Annotated in this window: 23 protein-coding genes and 1 pseudogene; 8 read left to right on the forward strand and 16 right to left on the reverse strand. The window is 50.8% G+C overall.

Going from position 1 to position 23830, the window contains the following annotated elements; translation table 11 throughout:
• Positions 1-47: 47 nt before the first annotated feature.
• The 3 genes and pseudogenes from AACU94_RS13110 to AACU94_RS13120 all read left to right on the forward strand — a co-directional run bounded on the left by AACU94_RS13110 (position 48) and on the right by AACU94_RS13120 (position 4313).
• Positions 48-2506: pseudogene (locus tag AACU94_RS13110) on the forward strand (fimbria/pilus outer membrane usher protein).
• Between the two features lie 14 nt (positions 2507-2520).
• A complete protein-coding gene (locus AACU94_RS13115; RefSeq protein WP_135489563.1) occupies positions 2521-3255 on the forward strand; it encodes a fimbrial biogenesis chaperone in 735 nt (244 codons plus the stop codon).
• The gene (locus tag AACU94_RS13120; RefSeq protein ID WP_135489564.1) at positions 3252-4313 is read left to right on the forward strand and encodes a fimbrial protein; all 1062 of its coding nucleotides are present in this window, start codon (positions 3252-3254) and stop codon (positions 4311-4313) included. Before AACU94_RS13115 ends, AACU94_RS13120 begins: the two co-directional genes overlap by 4 nt.
• A 387-nt stretch (positions 4314-4700) precedes the next feature.
• Here the strand turns inward: AACU94_RS13120 and AACU94_RS13125 are convergent, their stop codons facing one another.
• From AACU94_RS13125 to AACU94_RS13160, 8 genes are all read right to left on the reverse strand, one after another.
• Positions 4701-6011, reverse strand: a complete 1311-nt coding sequence (locus AACU94_RS13125; protein WP_135489565.1) for a TRAP transporter large permease — start codon at positions 6009-6011, stop codon at positions 4701-4703.
• Positions 6011-6472 carry a TRAP transporter small permease gene (locus AACU94_RS13130; RefSeq protein WP_135489583.1) on the reverse strand — a complete coding sequence of 154 codons (462 nt, stop codon included), beginning with the start codon at positions 6470-6472 and terminating at the stop codon, positions 6011-6013. Before AACU94_RS13130 ends, AACU94_RS13125 begins: the two co-directional genes overlap by 1 nt.
• Before the next feature lie 59 nt (positions 6473-6531).
• A complete protein-coding gene (locus AACU94_RS13135) occupies positions 6532-7449 on the reverse strand; it encodes a C4-dicarboxylate TRAP transporter substrate-binding protein (protein WP_445298351.1) in 918 nt (305 codons plus the stop codon).
• A gap of 78 nt (positions 7450-7527) precedes the next feature.
• The gene (locus AACU94_RS13140) at positions 7528-8724 is read right to left on the reverse strand and encodes a UxaA family hydrolase (RefSeq protein WP_135489566.1); all 1197 of its coding nucleotides are present in this window, start codon (positions 8722-8724) and stop codon (positions 7528-7530) included.
• Positions 8724-9035 carry a UxaA family hydrolase gene (locus AACU94_RS13145; protein WP_130215002.1) on the reverse strand — a complete coding sequence of 104 codons (312 nt, stop codon included), beginning with the start codon at positions 9033-9035 and terminating at the stop codon, positions 8724-8726. Before AACU94_RS13145 ends, AACU94_RS13140 begins: the two co-directional genes overlap by 1 nt.
• 14 nt (positions 9036-9049) lie before the next feature.
• Positions 9050-9805, reverse strand: a complete 756-nt coding sequence (locus AACU94_RS13150; protein ID WP_135489567.1) for an SDR family NAD(P)-dependent oxidoreductase — start codon at positions 9803-9805, stop codon at positions 9050-9052.
• A gap of 11 nt (positions 9806-9816) precedes the next feature.
• Positions 9817-10830: a zinc-binding alcohol dehydrogenase family protein gene (locus AACU94_RS13155; RefSeq protein ID WP_000646084.1), complete on the reverse strand. Its 1014-nt coding sequence runs from the start codon at positions 10828-10830 to the stop codon at positions 9817-9819.
• Positions 10831-10842: 12 nt separating this feature from the next.
• Complete coding sequence (locus AACU94_RS13160; RefSeq protein WP_135489568.1) at positions 10843-11529, reverse strand: RraA family protein; 687 nt, start codon at positions 11527-11529, stop codon at positions 10843-10845.
• A gap of 262 nt (positions 11530-11791) precedes the next feature.
• Between AACU94_RS13160 and AACU94_RS13165 the strand changes: the two genes are divergently transcribed.
• Positions 11792-12505, forward strand: a complete 714-nt coding sequence (locus tag AACU94_RS13165) for a FadR/GntR family transcriptional regulator (RefSeq protein WP_130209844.1) — start codon at positions 11792-11794, stop codon at positions 12503-12505.
• A gap of 179 nt (positions 12506-12684) precedes the next feature.
• A complete protein-coding gene (locus AACU94_RS13170; RefSeq protein WP_135489569.1) occupies positions 12685-13731 on the forward strand; it encodes an AbrB family transcriptional regulator in 1047 nt (348 codons plus the stop codon).
• On the opposite strand, the gene nei is transcribed toward AACU94_RS13170, so the two are convergent.
• From nei to ybgI, 5 genes are read right to left on the reverse strand one after another with little or no spacing between them, the layout of a single operon-like run.
• Positions 13728-14519, reverse strand: coding sequence for an endonuclease VIII (gene nei, locus AACU94_RS13175; protein WP_130259238.1), 792 nt, complete (start codon positions 14517-14519; stop codon positions 13728-13730). The genes AACU94_RS13170 and nei overlap by 4 nt on opposite strands.
• Before the next feature lie 35 nt (positions 14520-14554).
• Positions 14555-15289, reverse strand: coding sequence for a 5-oxoprolinase subunit PxpA (gene pxpA, locus AACU94_RS13180; protein WP_135489570.1), 735 nt, complete (start codon positions 15287-15289; stop codon positions 14555-14557).
• On the reverse strand, positions 15279-16211 hold the full coding sequence (gene pxpC / locus AACU94_RS13185) for a 5-oxoprolinase subunit PxpC (RefSeq protein ID WP_135489571.1): 933 nt from the start codon (positions 16209-16211) through the stop codon (positions 15279-15281). The genes pxpA and pxpC overlap by 11 nt, the downstream gene beginning before the upstream one ends.
• Positions 16205-16861 carry a 5-oxoprolinase subunit PxpB gene (gene pxpB / locus AACU94_RS13190; RefSeq protein WP_130215016.1) on the reverse strand — a complete coding sequence of 219 codons (657 nt, stop codon included), beginning with the start codon at positions 16859-16861 and terminating at the stop codon, positions 16205-16207. Before pxpB ends, pxpC begins: the two co-directional genes overlap by 7 nt.
• Before the next feature lie 22 nt (positions 16862-16883).
• Entirely contained in the window at positions 16884-17627 is a 744-nt protein-coding gene (ybgI, locus tag AACU94_RS13195; RefSeq protein WP_130215061.1) for a radiation resistance protein YbgI, read from the reverse strand.
• Positions 17628-17897: 270 nt separating this feature from the next.
• Here ybgI and dtpD point away from each other — a divergent pair, with 270 nt between their 5' ends.
• Positions 17898-19379, forward strand: a complete 1482-nt coding sequence (dtpD, locus tag AACU94_RS13200; protein WP_135489572.1) for a dipeptide permease DtpD — start codon at positions 17898-17900, stop codon at positions 19377-19379.
• A 129-nt stretch (positions 19380-19508) separates the two neighbouring features.
• On the opposite strand, the gene phrB is transcribed toward dtpD, so the two are convergent.
• The 3 genes from phrB to AACU94_RS13215 form a co-directional block, all read right to left on the reverse strand.
• On the reverse strand, positions 19509-20927 hold the full coding sequence (phrB, locus tag AACU94_RS13205; RefSeq protein ID WP_135489573.1) for a deoxyribodipyrimidine photo-lyase: 1419 nt from the start codon (positions 20925-20927) through the stop codon (positions 19509-19511).
• The gene (locus AACU94_RS13210) at positions 20924-21433 is read right to left on the reverse strand and encodes a YbgA family protein (RefSeq protein ID WP_135489574.1); all 510 of its coding nucleotides are present in this window, start codon (positions 21431-21433) and stop codon (positions 20924-20926) included. The genes phrB and AACU94_RS13210 overlap by 4 nt, the downstream gene beginning before the upstream one ends.
• Before the next feature lie 101 nt (positions 21434-21534).
• A complete protein-coding gene (locus AACU94_RS13215; protein ID WP_000424924.1) occupies positions 21535-21741 on the reverse strand; it encodes a YbfA family protein in 207 nt (68 codons plus the stop codon).
• A 311-nt stretch (positions 21742-22052) separates the two neighbouring features.
• On the opposite strand from AACU94_RS13215, the gene kdpF reads away from it, so the two are divergent.
• Both kdpF and kdpA read left to right on the forward strand, forming a co-directional pair.
• Positions 22053-22142 (forward strand): K(+)-transporting ATPase subunit F, encoded by a 90-nt coding sequence (kdpF, locus tag AACU94_RS13220; protein WP_001365534.1) that lies wholly within the window; start codon positions 22053-22055, stop codon positions 22140-22142.
• Positions 22142-23815, forward strand: a complete 1674-nt coding sequence (gene kdpA / locus AACU94_RS13225) for a potassium-transporting ATPase subunit KdpA (protein ID WP_135489575.1) — start codon at positions 22142-22144, stop codon at positions 23813-23815. The genes kdpF and kdpA overlap by 1 nt, the downstream gene beginning before the upstream one ends.
• The last annotated feature ends 15 nt before the right edge of the window (positions 23816-23830 follow it).

The following is a 23830-nucleotide window of genomic DNA, read 5'->3' on the forward strand; positions in this document are numbered from 1 at the left end:
GTATTACGGCGGCAAGTTAGCCGCCTTTCTTCAAATATTTATCAGGTATGGATGCCGTGAATATTTACCGACTTTCTGTTTTATCCTGCCTGACAATGGCTATCCCCTCTGCATTGGCAGTGGAGTTTAACCTTAACGTCCTTGATAAATCGATGCGCGATAGCGTTGATATTTCTCTGCTCAATGAAAAAGGCGCTATCGTTCCCGGTGATTATTTTGTTAGCGTCGTTGTTAATAATATTCAAATCAGCAGCGGGCAAACTATTCGCTGGCAAAAAGCCAACGACAAAACAATTCCTTGTATCAATGATTCCCTGTTGAGTAAATTTGGCCTTAAAGAAAAAATCCGCCAGACATTGCCGCAGGTTAATCAGTGTTTTGATTTTAGCAGCCTGCCGGAAATCAACTTTACGTTTGATCAGACCAACCAACAACTTAACATCACGATTCCACAAGCCTGGCTGGCATGGCATTCCGACAACTGGGCGCCGCCTGAAACATGGGATGCCGGAGTTTCGGGTATCTTGCTGGACTACAACCTGTTTGCCAGCACTTATCGCCCGCAGGAAGGGAGCAGTAATACCAATCTGAATGCTTACGGTACAACGGGTATTAACGCCGGAGCATGGCGGTTGCGTAGCGATTACCAGCTCAACCAATCCGACAATGGTGATGTGCACGATCGATCCGGGGCTATTTCCCGAACCTATCTGTTTCGCCCGCTACCACAAATAAGCTCCAGATTAACCCTTGGCGAAACCGATCTCAGCTCCAATATTTTTGACGGTTTTTCGTATACCGGTGCAGCCCTGACCAGCGATGACCGAATGCTTCCCTGGGAATTACGCGGATACGCACCGCAAATTAGCGGCGTGGCGCAAACTAACGCCACCGTCACTATAAGTCATACCGGACGCGTCATTTATCAGAAAAAAGTCCCGCCTGGCCCGTTTATCATTGATGACCTGAATCAGTCAGTTCAAGGCACACTGGATGTCAAAGTGACGGAGGAAGATGGTCGAGTTAATAATTTCCAGGTATCCGCAGCATCAACGCCTTTTCTGACCCGCCAGGGGCAGGTACGTTATAAACTTGCAGCGGGTCGTCCGCGTCCTTCTTTGTCTCATCATACTGAAAACGAAACATTTTTAAGTAATGAAGTTTCCTGGGGGATGCTCTCCAATACTTCACTGTATGGCGGGTTGATTCTCGCCGGGGACGATTATCATTCTGGCGCGCTGGGTATCGGACAAAATATGCTGTGGCTGGGGGCGCTCTCCTTCGACGTCACCTGGGCTAAAAGTCGTTTTGATAATCAACCGGACGAGAAAGGTTACAGTTATCGCTTCAACTACAGTAAACGGATAGATGCCACCGACAGTCTTCTTTCGATAGCGGCGTATCGTTTCTCCGATCGCCATTTCCATAGCTACGCCAATTATATCGATCATAAATACAATGACGCTGATGCTCAGGATGAAAAAAAGACAATCAGCCTTTCCGCCGGGCAACCCATTACACCGCTGAATCTCAACCTGTACGTCAACGTGTTGCGTCAAACCTGGTGGAATGCGGAGTCCTCCACCACCGCCAATATTACCGCTGGCTTCAACGTTGATATCGGTGACTGGAAAGATATTTCCGTCTCAACCTCATTTAACACCACACATTACGAAGACAAAGCTCGTGATAACCAGATTTACCTGTCCATTTCATTGCCTATTGGTAACGGTGGCCGCATTGGTTATGACATGCAGGACAGTAAAAATAGCACCTCGCACCGCATGTCGTGGAACGATACCCTGGATGACCGTAACAGTTGGGGAATATCGACCGGGCTGCAATCTGACCGACCGGACAATGGCGCACAGGTTAGCGGCAATTATCAGCATCTTAGTTCTGCGGGCGAGTGGGATCTGTCTGGCACGTACGCCGCTAATGATTACAGCTCTGCCAGCACCAGCTGGAGTGGCTCCTTTACTGCTACACGCTTTGGCGCGGCGTTTCATCGCCGTAGCTCCACCAACGAACCTCGTCTGATGGTTAGTACAGACGGTGTAGCCGACATTCCGATTCAGGGTAATCTCGACTACACCAACCGTTTTGGCATTGCGGTCGTACCGTTTGTCTCCAGTTACCAACCTCGACGGTCGTGGTCAATATGAACGACTTGCCCGACGGCGTCACGGTATCCGAAAACGTGGTCAAAGAAACCTGGACGGAAGGCGCGATCGGCTATAAAGCGCTGGCTTCACGTTCTGGAAAAGATGTCAACGTCATCATCCGCAACTCCAGCGGTCATTTCCCGCCACTCGGCGCCGATATCCGGCAAGAAGGAAGCGGAATCAGCGTCGGAATGGTGGGGGAAGATGGCCACGCCTGGTTAAGTGGTGTGGGTGAAAGTCAGCGATTCACAATACTTTGGGGTGATAAACAGCGTTGTTTAATTCAGCTTCCTCAGCACCTGGAAGATATGAGTAAACGTCTGATTCTCCCCTGTCATTAATTAAGGAAAAGACAATGACAATTTTTAAAGGAATGCCCCTTATTCTGCTGATCATGAGCTTATGCAGCAATGCCGCCTTACAGCCCGATCGCACTCGTATCGTGTTTAACGCCAATGATAAAGCGACCAGCCTGCGGATAGAAAATCGCAGCGATAAACTTCCCTATCTCGCATACTCATGGATAGAAAATGACAAAGGGGATAAAAGCGATGATTTCCTCGTAGCCTTGCCGCCAATCCAACGTCTGGAAGCGAAAGCGACATCGCAGGCGCGTATTGTCAAGCAATCTTCCACTAGCCAATTACCGACCGATCGTGAGTCGCTGTTTTACTATAATCTGCGCGAGATCCCCCCAGCCCCGGAAAAAGCAACCGGTCATGCCATTCTTCAGGTTGCTATCCAGAGCCGTATAAAGTTGTTCTGGCGGCCCGCCGGATTACGCAAAAAATCGGGCGAGCATGTGGAATTACAGTTACAGGTCAGCCAGCAGAATAATCAGCTTACCCTGAAAAACCCGACCCCTTATTACCTGACCATCGCCTATCTTGGCCGCGATAAAAAAGGCATTCTGCCCGGCTTTAAAAGTACGCTCATAGCGCCTTTTGCTTCGGCAATCGCCAGTACGGGTAACTATAACGGCAACCAGTTTTATCTTGGCTATATGGATGACTATGGCGCGTTACGTATGACGACGCTCAACTGCCAGGGGCAATGCAAAATGCAGCGCGTGGTGGAGGATAAACAATGAGTATAAACAAAGGACTGTTACTCATTGCCTGCTTGTTATTTCTGCCCTTAAAAAACGCGTTGGCGCTGGACTGTTATTTTGGCGCCTCAGGCGGCCAAGTGGAAAAATCAGAAACGATTATGCCATTCGCCGTCCCGGCTAACGCCAAACCGGGAGATAAAATCTGGGAATCCGATGATATTAAAATCCCCGTCTATTGTGATAACAATACCAACGGTAATTTCGAAAGTGAGCATGTATACGCGTGGGTAAACCCCTACCCCGGCATGCAGGATCGTTACTATCAGCTCGGTGTAACCTATAACGGCGCTGATTATGACGCCAGCCTCGGAAAAAGCCGTATCGATACTAACCAATGTATCGACAGTAAAAAAATTGACATGTATACGCCAGAGCAAATAATCGCAATGGGATGGCAAAATAAAATTTGCTCTGGTGATCCTGCAAATATCCGTAAATCGCGAACATTTATGGCGCGTATGCGACTGTACGTCAAACTACGCGAAATGCCGCCACACGATTATCAAAGCACCCTTAGCGATTACACTGTCGTACAATTTGATGGCGCTGGCAGCGTCAATGAAGATCCCTCGGCTAAAAACCTGAAATATCACATCTATGGGCTGGAAAATATTCGCGTTCTTGACTGCAGTGTCGACTTCGCCATTACCCCCGATAATCAGGTCATCGATTTTGGTAAATTTAACGTGCTGGATATTCGCCGTCACAATATGACAAAAACGTTCTCTATCAAAACGACCAAAACCCAAAACACTGAGTGCACTGATGGCTTCAAAGTCAGTTCTTCGTTTTATACCGAAGAAACACTGGTGGAAGGCGATCAGGCGCTGCTCGTGGGTAATGGGCTACGACTGCGTGTGCTGGATGAAAACTCTTCACCTTATACATTCAATAAATATTCTGAATACGCCGACTTTACCAGCGACATGCTGGTCTATGAAAAAACCTATACGGCAGAGCTGTCATCCATAAGCGGCACACCCATTGATCCCGGCCCCTTTGATACCGTGGTGCTGTTCAAAATTAACTACAACTAATTCTATTCAGGTGAATGGCGCTTTGTGCGTCTTACCGTAGCCATATTTTTATCGAAGTTCTGGCCTTCTGGTCAGAACTTTTTTTACCAGCATAGTGAACCCTACCCTGCCACCCTCGTGCGGGAGTTTCTGATTAAAGTTATCTCCTTTTGCGCTCTGGTTGCCCATAACCACTGTGCCTGACAGATGCATTTCATCATCAACTTTAGCTTTATTCGTGTGACGTTCACCCTTAGCAGACGTTGTAACTGCTATCTATATTCAATTCTATTATTTAAAAAACCATTGGCTAACCATAGAAATAAAATAGCGTAAAAGCCTATGGGTAAAATACCCCCGAAAAAATCACGGGGGTCATACTCAATCAAAGGGTATTACATTTATTGTTCAAACCAGCAGTAAAGATATTGCCGGAATATAGGTAATGACCAACAGAAGTAAAATAAGACTGATCAGTAATGGCACCGCTTCTCGCATAAATTGTCCGACTGAAACCTGTACGGTATTACATACCAGCAGCATCACCGTTCCGACAGGTGGTGATAACGTTCCTAACGATAAGTTGAGGATCATAATGATGCCAAAATGCACCGGATCAATGCCAAAATGAGCCACCACGGGTTTAAGTAATGGGACTAATATCAGCAGGATGGCACTACCTTCAAGGAACATGCCAAGCACCAGCAGCAATAGATTGATAATCAATAAAAAGACATATTTATTATCGGTCAGAGAAGTTACAAACTCCGCAACCGTGATACCTGCCCGCTCAAGGGAAAATATCCAGCCCAGCGCCGCACTCGCCATAATGATTAACATGACCGATGCCGTGGAACGCGCCGTCTCAGAGAGTGCAGTAAATACATGGCTGATTTTCAGTTCGCGATAAATGACAAAACCAATAAACATCACCAATAATACTGCTACAGCTCCGGCTTCTGTTGGCGTGAAGATATTTGCCCGAATGCCGCCGATAACCGCAACGATTAAAAACAGTGCAGGCCAGGCCTGCACCAGCGCCACTGACACTTCTTTCGGTTTTGGCCAGTGTTCGCTGGAAGGTTTTAATCCGCGACGAATAGCCACCAGCCATACGGTGACAATCAACATAGCGGAACACAGCAGACCGGGCAGGATCCCGGCCATAAACATGGAACCGATGGAGACATCCGCCACCAGTCCGTAAAGGATCAGTGCAATACCCGGTGGGATAATAGGCGTGATCAGCGAGCCGCTGGCAGTTATCGCAGCGGCAAAACCACGGGAATAACCTTTCTGTTCCATTTCCGGCACCATCATGCGCGACAACATCGCAGCATCCGCCAGGTTAGAAGCACTGACGCCGCCCATCATGGTACTGACCAGAATGTTAGCCCCGCCCAGGCCACCGCGCATTCTACCAACCAACACGTTGGCAATTTGCAAAATACGCGCGGCAATACCGGTATAGCTCATTAGCGTACCTAATAAGATAAAAAACGGAATAGCTAACAGCGAAGGAGTTTGCGTCGTGGCAATCAAACGCTGAATTGCCACCATTAACGGCACGTTTGAATAGCAAAGGAAGTAGGTCAGAATGCCGCAAAACATCGCCAGCCATACCGGCATATTGATAAATAAACAGATGAACATAAGCGGAATGATCATCAGCCAGTTATCCAGCCAGCTTCCCGCCAGTAATTCACTCAATGCTGTCATTATTCACCTTCCTTGCGTGGCGTTTTCTTGATCAGATGTAAGGCAGTAAAACAGGCGACACCGATAGCGCCAACCGTGACGGCAATATCGATCCAAAACCAGGATATTTTTAATATTTGCGTGGTTTTAAAGGCTGTCCCGGCAGCTAATTTCCATGCTGACCAGGCCATGACCGCCAGCAAAATAATAGACATCAGAGAGACTAAAAACGCTAATATACGTTGCCCGCGTGAAGTAAGTGCATCGGCTAAAAATGGAATCGATAAATGGGTATTATCTCGTTCAGCAACAACCGCACCAAACATGACTACCCAAACCATTAATAAACCGGAAACTTCCTCTGTCCACTGCAATGGCATATTAAAACAGTAACGCATTATTACCGCAGCAATGGTCATTATTACCAATAAAAAGAGTGTTAATACCGCAGAAACTTCAATCACTTTCCCGAAAAGACGCATAAACACCTCTGCTCTTAACGGTCGGTGCCGAAACACCGACCTGTCCTTGTGCCATGAAGTTATTTCAGCTGTTGCTGAATAGTGTCATATAACCCCGGGGTCCATTCCGGGAATTGTTGATAGACTTTTAAGGCTTTTTCTTTGAAAGGGGCGACGTCAGGATAGATGATTTCCACGCCCTGCTCCTGCATGGTTTTCAACATTGCCGCATCCTGCTCAGTGGTAATTTTCTGGCTATATAAACCAGCTTCATACGCTGTCTGGTGAATAATATCTAACTGCGCAGGTGTCAGGGTACTGAAAAACGCTTCGCCACCCAACCATAATGATGTATTGGTCAGATAGTTCACCATTGACAGATATTTCGCTTGCTCATGCAGTTTTTGCCCATAGAGAACAGAAACCGGGTTTTCCACACCATCGATCATCCCCTGAGTCAGCGCCGGATAAACGTCGCCCAGCGGCATTGGCGTTGGGGTTGCGCCCATTGCTTCAATGGCTTTAATCTGCATGACGTTATTCGGCACGCGGATCTTCATCCCTTTCAGGTCTTCTGGTGTACGAATTGGTTTTTTAGCAATGATCTGTCGGGTGCCGTACAGATAGTTGCTCATGACAATATGCACGCCTTTTTCCCGCAGTTTCTGTTCTTTTTGTTTAAACCAGTCACTGGCATAAATCGCAAACAGTTTCTGCGGATCTTCAGTTAAATAAGGCCCAAATAATATTCCCAGGTCTGCATCATAGTCAGTTAAAAAACCAACATCACTAATGGTGATAATATTCATCCCCATCAACGCTTGCTCTGTAATATCTTGTTTAGAACCTAATTGTGAACTTGGATAAAGTTCGAAAACAATATCTCCATTGCTTTTTTTCTTCACAAGTTCTGCCCAGTGCTTCACTACTGTATCCGCTGGCTCGCCGGGGTTACTTTCATAGGCGATTTTGATAGTGACCGGTGCGGCATTCAGCATCGGACTTAATAAAGCGAAAAGAAATAAAAAGGGTGTCAGTAATTTTTTCATTATTATTACCTGTAAGAGCTTTATCGATTAACGGGGATCTGCCCGACAGACTGCACTTTTGCTGTAATCAAATGCTTTATACGTTAAAACAAACTCCTGGTGTTCCAGTCGTTCTGCGGCACAATATTGACCGTTGGCGACATGTTCAATCACCTGCATAATATCGTCTGCAATATCGTCGAGCGTTGCGCCTTCGCTAATTACACGACCGGCATTAACGTCCATATCGTCAGATAAATGCTCCCATGTCTGCGGGTTATTACACACTTTAATAATGGGTGCGATCACTGAACCAATAACTGAACCGCGACCTGTGGTAAATAACACCATATGACAGCCAGAGGCGATAAGTTCCAGCGCTTCTGATGAGTCATTAATATTCGGATAACCAAAACGTGGCTCACCATCAGGCACCACGTCCATCAACCAAAGCCCAGGAAAGGGCGTTTGTTGCGTCGGTAAAATAACGCCAGCAATCAGCGCATCGCCCGACTTGGTATAAGCCCCAAGGGATTTTTCTTCCTGCGTGGTTAAGCCGCCTTGAGCATTACCGTTAGAAAAACTCCCCAGCCCCATCAAACTGTAATAACGCTCTGCTTTTGTCATTGCCGCTTCGATGGCATCACGTGCCTGCGGACTACCCGCTCGCGACATCATATGTTGCTCACAACCAAGCAACTCACCGCTTTCTTCAAAAATGCAGGTAGCCCCTTTCTCCAGCAACTGGTCAAAGGCACGCCCTACTGCCGGATTGCCCGTGATACCACTGGTGCCATCGGAACCACCGCAGATAGTACCAACCACCAGGTCGCTCCAGTTCAGGATACAACGCGGTGTATCTGCAAGCTGTTCCAGCATTTCAGCGACCAACTGCTTACCCAGCGTAATGGTGTTGGTCGTGCCTTTATTTTCCTGAATGACCAGCGTATGGCACGGTCGCCCACTTTCTCGTACTTCTTGCTCCAGCCGACGGCGATCGAAATTCTCGCACCCCAGCGAAATAATCAGTACACCACCTACGTTGCTATGAGTCGCCAGATTTTTCACCAGCCGATAGCCGTAATCGCTGGGATAACAACCTGAAAAACCAAAATACTGCACATCGTGACAAGGAAATCCCTCGGCAATCTTTTTAGCAACATGGCTGGCACACTCCACCATAAAGATTACCTGCACAGTATTACGAATACCCGGTCGGCCATTTTGCCGTACATAACCTTCCATTATGCTTTTTCCTCTGGCTGATAGCCGGCATCATCATGGTGAAAAATGGCGATGGCATTGCTGGCAAGATTATGGGAATGCACATGTTCACCCATGGCAATATCGCGAGTGGCATGTCCGATAATGGCGCCGTATTTCAGAATCGAATCACCATTGTTCAGCGCTTCGCAGGCCAGTTTGTGACCCAGGGTAACGGAACTACAGGCCACCATTTCCCCCCCATCCCACCAGACAACATCGCCACTGGCGATGTCATTCAGCGCGACCACGCAGTTATCTCTGGCATGAAGCTTTAACGCACGTTTGCGCATAATTCCTCCGTACATCAGAAGCCGATCAATGCGCCGCCATCGACCACCAGCACCTGACCACTGACAAATGCCGCTGCGTCTGAAGCCAGGTAAACCGCTGCCCAACCGATATCTTCCGGCTTACCGAATTTTTTCATCGGTGTACGACCAAGGATTTTGTTACGGCGTTCGTCATCACCCTCAATGGCCTTACGCAGCATCGGCGTATCAATCCAGCCAGGCGCAATACCATTGACGCGAATCCCGTGTCCGGCAAGCTCCGTGGTCATACCGCGAATCATGCCGAGATAGGCTGACTTCGCAGCGCTGTAGCCAGTAACCAGAGGCTGCCCAAGAAATGAGGTCATAGAGGCGGTAAACAGCACACAACCTTGACCGCGTTGTTTCATATGCGGCACAAGGGCTTTGGTTAACGCAAATGCACCGACCACGTGAACGTCGAGCACTGACTCAAAATCACTGACGCTCATCTCTTCAATCGGTTTTTTGCAGTGATTGCCTGCGTTATTGACCAGGATATCGATAGCCCCGTGTTCGCTAATAAGCGCATCAACTTTTTCCTGCGCGGCTGCGGTATCCCCGACATCCATTTGTATCCAACTGGCCTGCGACCCCAATGTTCCGGCGGTAGCTTGTGCCAGCTCGCCGTTCAGGTCAGCAATAATGACCTTCGCCCCGCTGACTATCATGCATTTGGCCATTGCCAGCCCCAGTCCACTGGCCGCCCCTGTAATCAGCGCGGTTTTGTTATGTAAAGAAAAAGCATTCATGGTGTCACTCCTTAAAGGTCAATGAGGATTTTGGTATACGCGCCGGGATCACTTGCCCAGTCACTAAAAGCGTGATCAGCCTGTTCCAGCGGATAGTGAGCGCTCACCAGATTGCTGACCGGATAACGCCCGGACTCCATCAATGCCAGCACGGCACGAAAATCCGCCACGGTGGCATTGCGCGAACCACGGATATCCAGTTCTTTCATCAGGAACTGCGCACTCTGATAACTCACTGGTTGTTTGGCGTAACCGACATAAACCACACGACCGCTAAACGCCACCAACCCTGTAGCCTGTTCAATGGTTTGTTGATTACCCACCGCTTCAATCACCACTTCCGGGCCGCGACCGTCATTTAACAGCGCCAGTTCTGCCGCCACGTCACATTGCTGCGAATTAAGAAAACGTTGCGCACCGCACTCTTGGGCAATGTTCTGCTTGCGATCATCAATATCGATAGCAATTACGCGCGCGCCCATGGCGGATGCCGCGGCGATAGCGCCAAGGCCAATTACCCCACAACCGATAACTGCGACCCATTCACCGACATTAATTTGCGCACGTCTGGCTGCATGTAGTCCCACCGCCAGCGGTTCTACCAGCGCTAACTCATCAACACTTAAGGCATTACAAACAATGACCTTATGTGCAGGCATCGTCAGTTGTTGCGCCATCCCACCCTGACGCTGTACACCGAGAGTCTGGTTGTTCTTACAGGCGTTAGGACGACCGCTCAGACAGGAGCTGCACACGCCACACTCAGTGCAAGGCAGAACGACCACCCGGTCACCAGGCTTAATCGCCCCCGCCATATCGCCAGTTGCCAGCACCGTGCCGCCAATTTCATGCCCCGGAATACAGGGATAATTAACCAGCGGATTCAGCCCCCGCCAGGTATTGAGGTCAGAGCCACACAGCCCGACACGCTCAACATTGATAAGCACTTCTCCTTTCCCGCAGACAGGTTCGGGGATATCAACAAATCGCGCCTGACTTCCCTGCTCTATTGTTAATGCCTTCATTCGTTGCTCTCCTTACATTACGCCGAAGGTTTTAAAGGCCTGTACCGTGCTCATGCCATCACTGATGGCTTTGCGCACTTCACTTTCAGTTGCCACTTTTTCCAGAGCCTGGGTAATAACTTCTTTCTCAACGACCTGGGGAATAATCAGTAATCCGTCACGATCGCCAAACACGATATCGCCCGGATTCACCCGCACACCGTGAAATTCGATGGGTACGCCGAAATCGATGACCTTGCCGCGCGGACCTTGATCCTGTGCGTAAGTGCCATGACAAAAGGTGGGAAATTTAAGTTCAAGAATTTCAGCAGAGTCACGGGCGTAACCATCGAGTACCGCACCTGCTGCTTTCAGATGCATGGCTCGGGTAGACATCAACCCGCCCCACAACGCATAGCGCAGAGAGCTGCCCGTAGTGATGTAAACATCGTTCTCTTTGAGGGCATCCAGCGCTTCAAACATGATGCCAAACGGTTTTTCGCCAATCGCCGTCTTACCCGACGTCGATTTGGTTTCGTAAACGTCCGACTCCAGCACCGGCATTGCCCGGCCTGCCACCACCATATTCACATCCAGCGGCTTGATTGCCGGAGAAACAAACTGGTGCATATAGCCCAGCGTGTCGAGAATATCGCCAACCACGGCGGTAAATAGCCGGGTTTTCATCAACGCAAAAAGTTCGTTATCACTCTTCCACATCACATTCACCTGTAAGCCTGTTTAACAGGTTTACAGAGTAAGAAGAAAAAGCGCACAATACTGCGAAGGGCGTCACGAAAAAATTGTGTATTTGCTATTTCTGCGTCACGCTTTGACGCAATATGTCTTTGATTCGCACTGCATGGCGGGCGCACAGGCGCAGTAGTCTATTGATAATCAAGGGTTCTGGAGGAAAATATGAAGGATACAGTCCCGGTATTCTGGATTTTACCGACCAGGAAAAAGTACAACAGGAGTAAAAATGAGTGAGAGTGCGTTATTGACCAGCGTAACGTTATCGTCACAGGTCAAAAATCATATTCTTAATCTGATCGCCGAACAAAAATTGACACCGGGGATGCCAGTTCCCAGTGAAGTTCAGTTGATTCAGAAATTGGGTGTCAGTCGGGGTATTGTGCGTGAGGCCTATCGTTCACTTGCAGCCTTGGGGATTCTGGAAACGCACAGCGGTAAAGTGCCACGAATCAAAAAATTTGATGATGAAGTGCTGCGCGTAGTATTTGGATTTGCCCTGGCGACCGAACAAGTGACAACAGAGCAAATTCTTCAAGTACGCCGCTGGCTGGAGTTGGGCGTTGTGGAAGCGGCTGCCCGTAATGGCGAAGAGGAAGATTTTGCTAACCTACGGGCTGAAATGGCAAAAATCCGCGAACAGTTTGATGATGTTGAAAGCTTTATCACCCATGATATCCGCTTCCATCAGTTACTCGCCGTTGCCTCAAAAAATCCGCTTTTTATGATGTTATTGCAGGCATTACATCAGCAGTTGCGGCAATCCATCCAGGAGGGGTTAAACGCCCAAAGCGATCAAAAAGAGTATGGCAATCACATCATCACACTACACCAGAAAATCTGCGACGCGGTGTGTGCCAGAGATGTCGAAACGGCGACTCAGGCCATGAAATCACACTTCGACAGCCCGGTCAGTGCACTGATCAATAATTCCTCGCCATAAGACTTATTTCAGTTCAATCGTTTACTCTTCCCTCTTTTACAAACGAGAGGGAGACAACGGTACTTAATACGCCCTTTAGCCAAAATCTGCCTTTTTCTTGATTACCGCTATTTTTTCGTTAAGGCGCATTCTTTATGCTGTATCGATACACCAAAGGTAAGTTAAACAGGGAGTGACGGATGCCAGTGCTACAGTGGGGAATGTTATGTGTTCTGTCACTTCTCCTTTCTATTGGCTTCCTCGCTTTACATCTCCCGGCGGCACTCCTGCTTGGACCAATGATCGCCGGGATCATCTTCAGTATGCGCGGGGTTACCCTGCAACTCCCCCGCTCCGCTTTTCTCGCTGCGCAGGCCATTCTTGGCTGCATGATTGCGCAAAACCTGACCGGTTCGATCCTGACCACGCTGGCGGTTAACTGGCCGATTGTGTTAGCTATTTTACTGGTGACGTTGCTTTCCAGCGCTATCGTGGGATGGTTACTGGTGCGCTATAGCTCACTGCCCGGAAATACGGGTGCCTGGGGCTCCTCGCCTGGTGGTGCAGCGGCAATGGTCGCGATGGCGCAGGATTACGGCGCAGATATCCGCCTGGTGGCGTTTATGCAGTATCTGCGGGTACTGTTCGTCGCGGGGGCCGCTGTTCTGGTTACCCGAATGATGCTGGGCGATAACGCTGAAGCGGTTAACCAGCAGATGGTATGGTTTCCGCCAGTGAGCATTAATCTCCTGCTTACGATTTTGCTCGCGGTCGTTGCCGGTACGGCGGGATGCCTGCTACGTCTTCCTTCCGGAACGATGCTTATCCCGATGCTGGCAGGTGCGGTGCTCCAGTCTGGCGAGTTCATCACGATTGAGTTACCGGAATGGCTTCTGGCGATAGCTTATATGGCGATTGGCTGGCGAATTGGTCTGGGCTTCGATAAACAAATTTTGCTGCGGGCATTGCGTCCGCTGCCGCAAATCCTGCTGTCGATTTTTGCTCTGCTGGCTATTTGTGCGGGTATGGCGTGGGGGCTGACCCGGTTTATGCATATTGATTTTATGACCGCCTACCTCGCCACCAGCCCCGGTGGACTAGATACAGTGGCGGTCATCGCCGCAGGGAGCAATGCTGATATGGCGCTTATTATGGCGATGCAAACCCTGCGCCTGTTCAGTATTTTGCTGACGGGGCCAGCCATTGCGCGGTTTATTTCAACCTATGCGCCGAAGCGAACGGCCTAGTGCTGGCAACCAGGACACCAGTAAAACGGGCGCGATGACAGCGTGGTTTTCTCAATGGTGCCGCCACAGCGTTCGCACTTCTCGCCATCACGATGAAACACCTTAAAGCGAAACAACGCGCCGTGATGTTTATTTTCATCCACCTGCCCCCGCGTAGCGTAAGAAAGTCGCGGAATATCCAGTAACGCGTGTGCGAGTGCATCCAGTTGCGCCGCGTTGAGATCTTTCGCTTTATGATTTCCGGTCAACCCAACCTGCCAGAGGATCTCCACGCGCAGATAATTGCCAAGCCCTGCCAGAAACGCCTGGTCGAGCAGTAACCCGGCAAACTGACGGTTACGAAAGCGCGGCGACAATAACCGTTCTTTCACCACATCTGGCGTCAGATTCGGATCCAGCACATCGGGGCCAACGCGTTGTAAGAACGGATGCGTAGTCAGTTGTTCCGGCGTTAACATTTCAATATCAGAGGCGCTATAAAGCAGAATGGTTTTGTCGGCTGTTTGCAACTTTACCCGCAACACCCGCGTGGTCTGCGGCTCTTCGCCAGTATCAACCACGCGCCAGACACCATAGAGTTGGTTATGGCTATAGAGCGTTAAGCCATCCGAAAAATGGGTCAGCAACGCTTTTCCGCGCGTTTCCACATAAGTGACATGCTGACCAATAAGTTGTGATTGATAAGGTTTTAACTGCGGGAAGGCAAACCAGACATCGGTCAGTGGTTTGCCTTTGATCGCCGCCTCCAGGTTATCCGCTGCACGGCGGATCTCCGGGCCTTCAGGCATGGTGATATCCTTTTTTCATTCTTTGTTCAGAGGGATTATGCTGCGACAACAATCCCCTTTTCGGCAAATGCAGATCGTAGCCGGCGGGCGAACGCCAGTGCGTGCTCGCCGTCGCCATGCAGGCAGACCGTTTGCGCCGCGACCGTTGCCCATTCGCCGGTGATACTTTTGACTCTGCCGTGTTGCACCATCTCCAGCGTTTGCGCCAGCGCCTGTTCTTCGTTTTCAATCAACGCGCCTGGCTGGCTTCGCGGCACCAGCGAACCGTCGGCCTGATAGCCGCGATCGGCAAACACTTCCTCGCGCGTTACCAGACCATATCGTTCGCCTGCACGGATCAGCTCGCTTCCTGCCAGCCCGACGAGAATCAATGCCGGATCGCAGGCGTAAACGGCTCTGGCGATGGCGTCTGCCAGTTGTGCGTCTTTCGCTGCCTGGTTGTATAACATGCCGTGCGGTTTGACATGACACATTACGCCGCCTTGCGCACGGGTAATCGCTGCCAGCGCGCCAATTTGATACAGCGTCTGGGCGAAAACGGTTTCTGGCGGCAGCTGCATGGCGCTGCGACCAAAATTTTCCCTGTCGGGAAAACTCGGGTGAGCGCCAATCGCGACACCATTTTTTATTGCTTCACGCACGCAAGCCTGCATGGTTTGCGCATCGCCTGCATGAAATCCACAGGCAATATTGGCCGACGAAACCAGCGTTAAAAGTTCCGCATCGCTGGAACTCCCTTCGCCCAGATCGGCGTTCAGGTCAATTTTCATTGTGCAGCCGCCACGCTAATTGTTCGAAATAACGTTGCTGATCTTGCCGCGCTTTCAGTGCCTCTTCCAGTGAACACTGGACAAAATGAATCGGCTGACCGAGCGGAATTTGCGCAAGATGGTACATATCAGCCTCAATGATGCAGGCAATGCGCGGATAACCGCCGGTAGTTTGCGCGTCGTTCATCAACACAATGGGCTGCCCGTTATGCGGCACCTGCACCACGCCAGGCAACAAACCGTGAGATAACAGTTCGCGATCGGTGGTGCGTTTTAAGATTTGCCCCTGTAAGCGATAGCCCATCCGGTTACTTTGCGAGCTAAGCTGCCAGGGCGAACGCCAGAATGCATCCTGCGAGGCGCGATCGAACTCATGATATTCCGGCCCCGGTAAGGCGCGAATCCGGTTACCCCACAGCAACTGTTTAACGCCCTGCGCTTCCATAAAATCACGCTTCGCTTTGCCAATCGGGAGTCGGTCACCATCCTTCAGTAAACGCCCTTCCAGCCCGCCAATCCCCACTTTGAGATCGGTGCTGCATGACCCCATCACTGGTGGCACATCAATACCGCCCGCCACCGCCAGATAGCTACGTACACCATGTTGTGGACGTTTAAGCATTAAACGCTGGCCTGCTTTCATCGGCAAGCGCCAGCCAGTCCAGACAGCATTATCATCCAGCCGCGCCTCGCAACCTGCGCCAGTCAGGGCAAACCAACCATCGCTTTCAAACTCAACCGTTAACTGACCGAGCGTGATCTCCAGCGCGGGCGCGTTGGCATCATTACCCACCAGCAGGTTAGCAATGCGTAGCGCAGGCATATCCAGTGCGCCGCAGTGGCTGATACCCGACTGGCGAAAACCGTGGCGGCCGCCATCCTGCACGGTGGTGTACATCCCCGCACGAATAATCTTCAGCATACTCCCTCCTTCTGCGGCACAAAGCGCACGCTGTCTCCCGGACGCAATAAGATAGGTTCGTCACGCGTCGGGTCAAACAGACTGAGCGAAGTATGACCTATCAACTGCCAGCCGCCCGGCGTTGCCAGTGGATAAACACCGGTCTGCGGCCCGCCAATCCCGACAGAACCTGCCGGAACGAGCAAGCGCGGTTCAGCGCGCCGTGGCGTGTGTAGTTGTTCCGGCAAACTCCCGAGATACGGGAAGCCTGGTTGAAAACCTAAAAACCAGACCACGTATTCCACGGAGGAGTGCAATTCAACAACCTGTTTTTCGCTCAGCCCACAATGCGCCGCAACCACCGCCAGATCCGGCCCGCCTGCGCCACCGTAAACCACCGGGATTTCGATAAAGCGTGATTCCGGTTCCAGCGCCTCGCTCTCTTCCCACCAACGTTGCAAACGCTCTATGGCGTCCAGCGCCAGCGATTCAGGGTTCCGCAAAATCACCGTGATATTGTTCATGCCGGGAATAGCTTCAACGACATTCGGCATATCCACCAGACGCTGGGCCAGCCGCCAGATCCGTTTCTGGCTGGCCAGCGTCACCGGCGGTTCCAGTTCCAGCACTACCGCCGTTTCACCTATCAGATAACAACGCGCTCGTTGCACTTTCGATCCCTCTGACTATTCGTTATGCAGGATTAGGAATATCAATAAAGGTCACATCAAGATCGGTATTTTCATTCAACCACTCGCTCAACGCGCGGATACCGCCGCGTTCGGTAGCGTGATGACCCGCAGCATAAAAATGCAATCCCTGCTCGCGGGCTGAATGAATGGTCTGTTCAGAAACTTCGCCAGTAATAAAAGCATCCACGCCAAAACGCGCGGCACTATCAATAAAACTTTGCCCGCCACCGGTGCACCAGGCGACGCGCTGTACTACCTCCGGGCCGTTGTCGCCACACCACAACGGCTTGCGTCCCAAACGCGCTTCAATCCATGAGGCCAGTTCCAGCCCCGGTACCGGCATGGTCAGTTCGCCCCACGGCACCAACGGCTCAATTTCGCCCATGACCGTGATCCCCAGTAACGACGCCAGTTGCGCGTTATTGCCCAGCTCAGGATGTGCGTCAAGTGGCAGATGCCAGCCATACAGGTTGATATCATTCGCCAACAATGTTTTTAAGCGGTTACGCTTCATACCGCGAATTACTGGCGATTCCCCTTTCCAGAAATAACCATGATGCACAATGACCGCATCAGCGCCCAGGCGTACCGCTTCATCGAGTAGCGCCTGGCTGGCGGTGACACCGGTAACAATTTTTTGCACCGTCTCTTTGCCTTCCACCTGCAAACCATTCGGCGCATAATCACTTATCGCCGCGCTGTTCAATTTCTCGTTAATCAGTTGTTCCAGTTCGGTGTTTTTCATCATTGCGCCTTCCATATTCTGATAGCTACTCCGTTAACATAGCGTTCCCTCGCCTGTTCGTCGATAGCCAATCTTTCGACATATTAAGAAACAAACCCATCGCCAAAAGGCGCAAATTGTTTATCTCATAAATGCATAGTTCATGTATATTTATGCAATCAGACAGCATATTGCATAAATAATCAGATCTGTATCAGAGTTTTAACTTTAAGGAAACACACGCACGCCGCGCAACTATTACGTGGTGTCGCATCCAACCGCGGAATTACTATGAATAAACACGCATCACAGCCGCGCGCTATCTACTACGTTGTCGCGCTACAAATCTGGGAATATTTTAGCTTTTACGGCATGCGTGCCTTGCTGATTCTCTATCTCACCAATCAACTGAAATACAACGACACCCACGCTTACGCGTTATTTAGCGCCTATTGTTCGTTGGTGTATGTCACGCCGATCCTCGGCGGTTTTCTGGCGGATAAAGTGCTCGGCAACCGCATGGCGGTAATGCTGGGAGCGTTGTTGATGGCTGTCGGGCATGTGGTGCTGGGCGCCAGCGAAATCCACCCGTCATTCCTCTATCTGTCGCTGGCGATTATCGTTTGTGGCTATGGTCTGTTTAAATCCAACGTCAGTTGCCTGCTTGGTGAACTGTATGAACCGACCGATCCACGTCGCGATGGCGGTTTCTCGCTGATGTATGCGGCGGGTAACGTGGGATCGATTATTGCCCCTATCGCCTGTGGTTACGCCCAGGAAGAGTACAGCTGGGCGATGGGCTTTGGCCTGGCGGCGGTTGGCATGATCGCGGGTCTGGTCATTTTCTTATGCGGCAATCGTCATTTCACACATACCCGCGGCGTTAACAAAAAGGTGCTGCGTGCGACAAACTTTCTCCTGCCGAACTGGGGATGGCTGCTGGTTCTGCTGGTCGCAACGCCTGCGCTGATTACTGTACTGTTCTGGAAAGAGTGGTCGGTATACGCCTTAATTGTCGCCACTATTATTGGCTTGGGTGTATTGGCGAAAATTTATCGCAAAGCAGAAAACCAGAAACAACGTAAGGAGCTGGGGCTGATTGTGACGCTCACCTTCTTCAGCATGTTGTTCTGGGCCTTCGCACAACAGGGCGGCAGCTCGATTAGCCTTTATATCGACCGCTTCGTTAATCGCGATATTTTCGGTTATAGCGTTCCGACCGCCATGTTCCAGTCGATTAATGCTTTTGCAGTTATGCTGTGCGGTGTGTTCCTGGCGTGGGTGGTTAAAGAAAGCGTCGCGGGTAATCGTACCGTGCGCATCTGGGGAAAATTTGCTCTTGGCCTCGGCCTGATGAGCGCCGGGTTCTGTATTCTGAGCTTAAGCGCCCGCTGGTCTGCAATGTATGGCCACTCTTCCCTGCCGCTGATGGTGCTTGGTCTGGCAGTGATGGGGTTTGCCGAACTGTTTATCGATCCGGTTGCTATGTCGCAAATTACGCGTATTGAAATCCCCGGCGTGACCGGCGTATTAACCGGCATTTACATGCTGCTTTCCGGTGCGATTGCTAACTATCTGGCGGGCGTCATTGCCGATCAAACATCGCAAGCTTCGTTTGATGCTTCCGGGGCGCTCAATTACTCCATCAATGCATATATAGAAGTGTTTGATCAAATCACCTGGGGTGCGTTGGCGTGTGTAGGACTGGTGCTGATGATTTGGCTGTATCAGGCGCTGAAGTTCAGAAACCGTGCGCTGGCGCTGGAGTCTTAATACGCCAACACCGATGCCTGATGCGACGCTTAACGCGTCTTATCAGGCCTGGATGGCCCATTGAATTTGCACTATTTGCCAGGCCGGATAAGGCGTTCATGCCGCATCCGGCATCTGGGCACGAGTCTGTTATTTCCCCCTCCTCGCCGCCTCATACGCTGCCAGCGTTCGCAGCCTCGCCTCTTTGTGATCGACAATCGGTTGCGGATAATCCAGCTTCACACCTGCTTTCTGCGCCCACTTCCACGGCTCATGCACCGCTTTCCCTGGTACATCGCGCAACTCCGGTAGCCACTGGCGGATAAACTCGCCTTCGCGGTCAAATTTCTCGCCCTGGGTTGTCGGGTTAAAAATACGAAAATACGGCGCAGCATCGGTTCCGGTAGAAGCGGCCCACTGCCAGCCGCCGTTATTGGCCGCCAAATCACCATCAATCAGTTGTGACATGAAATACCGCTCGCCTTCGCGCCAGTCGATCAGCAAATCTTTCACCAGAAAACTGGCTGTAATCATCCGCAGACGATTATGCATCCAGCCGGTGTTATTAAGCTGACGCATAGCAGCATCGACAATCGGATATCCCGTTTTACCTTCTTGCCAGGCTTTAAAATGGGCGGGATTGCGCTGCCACTGCACACGCTCCGTCCAGGCAATAAACGGACGATGTTTACACAGCGAAGGATAATACGTCATCAAATGGCGGTAGAACTCGCGCCAGATCAGCTCATTAAGCCAGACGCTACCCGGTCCACCTTCCAGCGCCTGCTGCTGTTCCGCCAACAGGCGATGTAAACACTGGCGAGGCGATAACCCACCCGTTGCCAGGCTGGCGGACAAACGACTGGTACCTTCTACTGCCGGAAAATCTCGTTGTTGCTCATATTTTCCGGCACCGTTCTGGCAAAACTGGCGTAATTGCGCAATCGCCGCTTTTTCTTCCACCGGGAAATGCGCGGTATCGAAAGACTGACGAGGGTAATTCAGCGTAATGGATGGCGCGGGCTTTATTGATCCGCTACTACGAACTTTTGGCGCAGCGACGCACTCCGGCACACCTTCCCGCAGCCGTTTCAGCCAGGCGTTTTTAAACGGCGTAAAGACTTTGTACATCTCATGATTGCCAGTCATCACCGCCCCCGGCGGCAGGATCACGCTGTCATCAAATCCTTCACACACCACGTTACGCAGCGCTCTTTCAACTTCCACATCCCGCGCCCGCTCATTCACCTCATACTGATAGTTATAAAAAAGATGAGTAACGCTGTTTTCCGCGCACACCTGTTTAACTATTTCGACGCTGGCGACAAAGTCATCCACTTCACGGAACAATAAAGGAATACCTTTTTCCGCCAGCGCGATCTGTAGCCCATTCAGTTGAGCATTGATAAGTTCAGCCTGACGCGGCGACATGTTATGCGCCGCCCACTGGCGTGGTGTGGCGATATACAACGCCAGCACGCGTGCAGACGAATTGCGGCAGGCGGCAGCCAGCGCGAGATTATCGTGCAAACGTAAATCCTGGCGAAACCAGACCAGATGGATGGTCATAAAACTCCTGCATGGCGCAAGTTAATCACACGCGGCCAAAGTTCGAAATAACGCTGCCCTGAAAGCCAGGCGTCAGGATAAAGCGCCATATAGTGTTTGATACGCATCAGCGGCGCAAGAAGTGGTTGCTCGCCACGGCGATAACTGTCGATAAGCGCCGCCAGCTGCTGGCGTTCTGTGGAATCAATATGCGGGCGAAAATAACCCTGAACGTGCATCAAAACGTTGGTGTGGTCACGTCGGTTGGCGGGGTGAGAAAGCAAAACAATTACGCGTTGGCGGTACTGGTTGTAAAAATCATCCAGATTTTGCCACTGGTGAATATCAGCCACGAACGGGCCAAGTTTGCGGTATTCCGGCTGGGAATGAGCCAGAAATACGAGCTTATAGCGGCTGTGATAATCGAGAAGCGCTCCGCGCGTTAAGCCGTGTGATTTCAGTCGATGTAACTCATGAAGGGCGACGATACAGATTAGAGTGCTGTCATCAAATCGTTGTTGATTCATTACTGCTCCTGTACGGTTTACAGGAGTAAGTGTAGACGGCGAAAAGAAAAAAACCGCCAACGTTTCCGCTGGCGGTTTTCAATGTATTCAGAACTCAGCAATCAGTAAAAATCACCGGTTGCCTTTTCGGCCTGATCCATCCACACCGGTTTATCGCTGGTTTTCGACCAGACACGATGCAGGTAGCTGTAAAAGCGGGCGCGGTCTTTCCAGAAAAGCATGAAAGGCAGCGCCAGAACGCCCGCTGCAACCGCATATGTACGGCGTAAAAAGATAAGCCATGCAGGATATTCTCTGTAGAGTTCCATACTTTTCTCCCCCTTTTGTATCTACCCGGTGAATGGCACCGGAAAATGAATTTGTTTATCTGATGAAAATAGTACCGCCTTTTGTGTAATTTTACTACTCATCCGACCACTTATTTTTGCTTATTGATGGTTTATTTACATTCACCGTGTAATTAAGTTACATGAAAGTTAAATTAATACTAATCATTAGTTAAATCATGGCTTTTGCCATTTTTATACTTTTTTTACACCCCGCCCGCAGATTTTTGCGAAATCTTTGCAGCCAGAATTCTACCCTTCCGGTATCACTTTTAGGCCACTGGAGGTGCACTGTGAGTGCAGGCGTGATAGCCGGCGTGTTGCTGGTGTTTTTATTACTGGGTTATCTGGTTTATGCCCTGATCAATGCGGAGGCGTTCTGATGGCCGCGCAAGGGTTCTTACTGATCGCCACGTTTTTACTGGTATTAATGGTGCTGGCGCGCCCTTTAGGCTGCGGGCTGGCGCGGCTGATTAATGATATTCCTCTTCCCGGTACAGCGGGGGTTGAACGCGTACTCTTTCGTGTACTTGGCGTCTCTGACCGTGAGATGAACTGGAAGCAATATCTCTGTGCCATTCTCGGCCTGAACATACTGGGGCTGGCGGTGCTGTTTTTTATGTTGCTCGGCCAGCACTATCTGCCACTTAATCCACAGCAGTTGCCGGGGCTGTCGTGGGATCTGGCGCTGAATACTGCCGTCAGCTTTGTCACTAACACCAACTGGCAATCTTACAGCGGTGAGACCACGTTGAGCTATTTCAGCCAGATGGCGGGCTTAACGGTGCAAAACTTTCTTTCTGCCGCCAGCGGGATTGCGGTGATTTTTGCCCTTATCCGCGCGTTTACCCGCCAGAGCATGAGCACACTTGGGAATGCCTGGGTCGATGTGCTACGCATCACGTTATGGGTGTTAGCCCCTGTGGCGTTGTTGATAGCGCTGTTTTTTATTCAACAAGGTGCGTTGCAAAACTTTCAGCCTTATCAGGCCGTAACGACCATTGAAGGAGCACAACAGCTGTTACCCATGGGGCCAGTAGCTTCTCAGGAAGCGATCAAGATGCTCGGTACTAACGGCGGTGGCTTCTTTAATGCCAACTCGGCTCATCCGTTTGAAAACCCGACCGCACTGACCAACTTCGTGCAAATGCTGGCGATCCTCTTGATCCCAACAGCGCTGTGCTTTGCCTTTGGCGAAGTGGCGGGCGATCGCCGTCAGGGGCGCATGTTGCTGTGGGCGATGTCGGTGATTTTTGTCATCTGCGTAGGCGTGGTGATGTGGGCAGAAGTTCAGGGTAATCCTCATCTGCTGGCACTGGGCGCGGACAGCAGCATCAATATGGAAGGTAAAGAGAGCCGTTTCGGCGTGTTGGTCAGTAGCCTGTTTGCGGTCGTGACTACGGCGGCTTCCTGTGGCGCGGTGATTGCGATGCATGATTCGTTTACCGCTCTCGGTGGCATGGTGCCGATGTGGCTGATGCAAATTGGTGAAGTGGTATTCGGCGGTGTCGGTTCTGGTCTTTACGGCATGATGCTTTTTGTCCTGCTGGCGGTGTTTATTGCCGGGCTGATGATTGGTCGTACACCGGAATATCTGGGTAAAAAAATCGACGTACGCGAGATGAAACTGACCGCACTGGCGATTCTGGTCACCCCGACGCTGGTACTGATGGGCGCAGCGCTGGCGATGATGGCCGACGCAGGACGTAGCGCCATGCTCAACCCTGGCCCACACGGTTTTAGCGAAGTGCTGTACGCCGTGTCATCCGCCGCTAACAACAACGGCAGCGCCTTTGCCGGATTAAGCGCCAACTCTCCGTTCTGGAACTGTTTGCTGGCGTTGTGCATGTTTGTCGGTCGCTTCGGGGTGATTATCCCGGTGATGGCAATTGCCGGTTCGCTGGTGAGTAAAAAGAGCCAACCCGCCAGCTCCGGCACACTGCCTACACACGGCCCGCTGTTTGTTGGCCTGTTAATCGGCACCGTGTTGCTGGTTGGCGCACTGACCTTTATCCCTGCCCTGGCGCTTGGTCCGGTGGCGGAATATCTCTCCTGATGATATTGAGTGAGC

The organism is Escherichia sp. E4702 (genome assembly GCF_963883545.1).
In the GTDB taxonomy this organism is placed as follows: domain Bacteria; phylum Pseudomonadota; class Gammaproteobacteria; order Enterobacterales; family Enterobacteriaceae; genus Escherichia.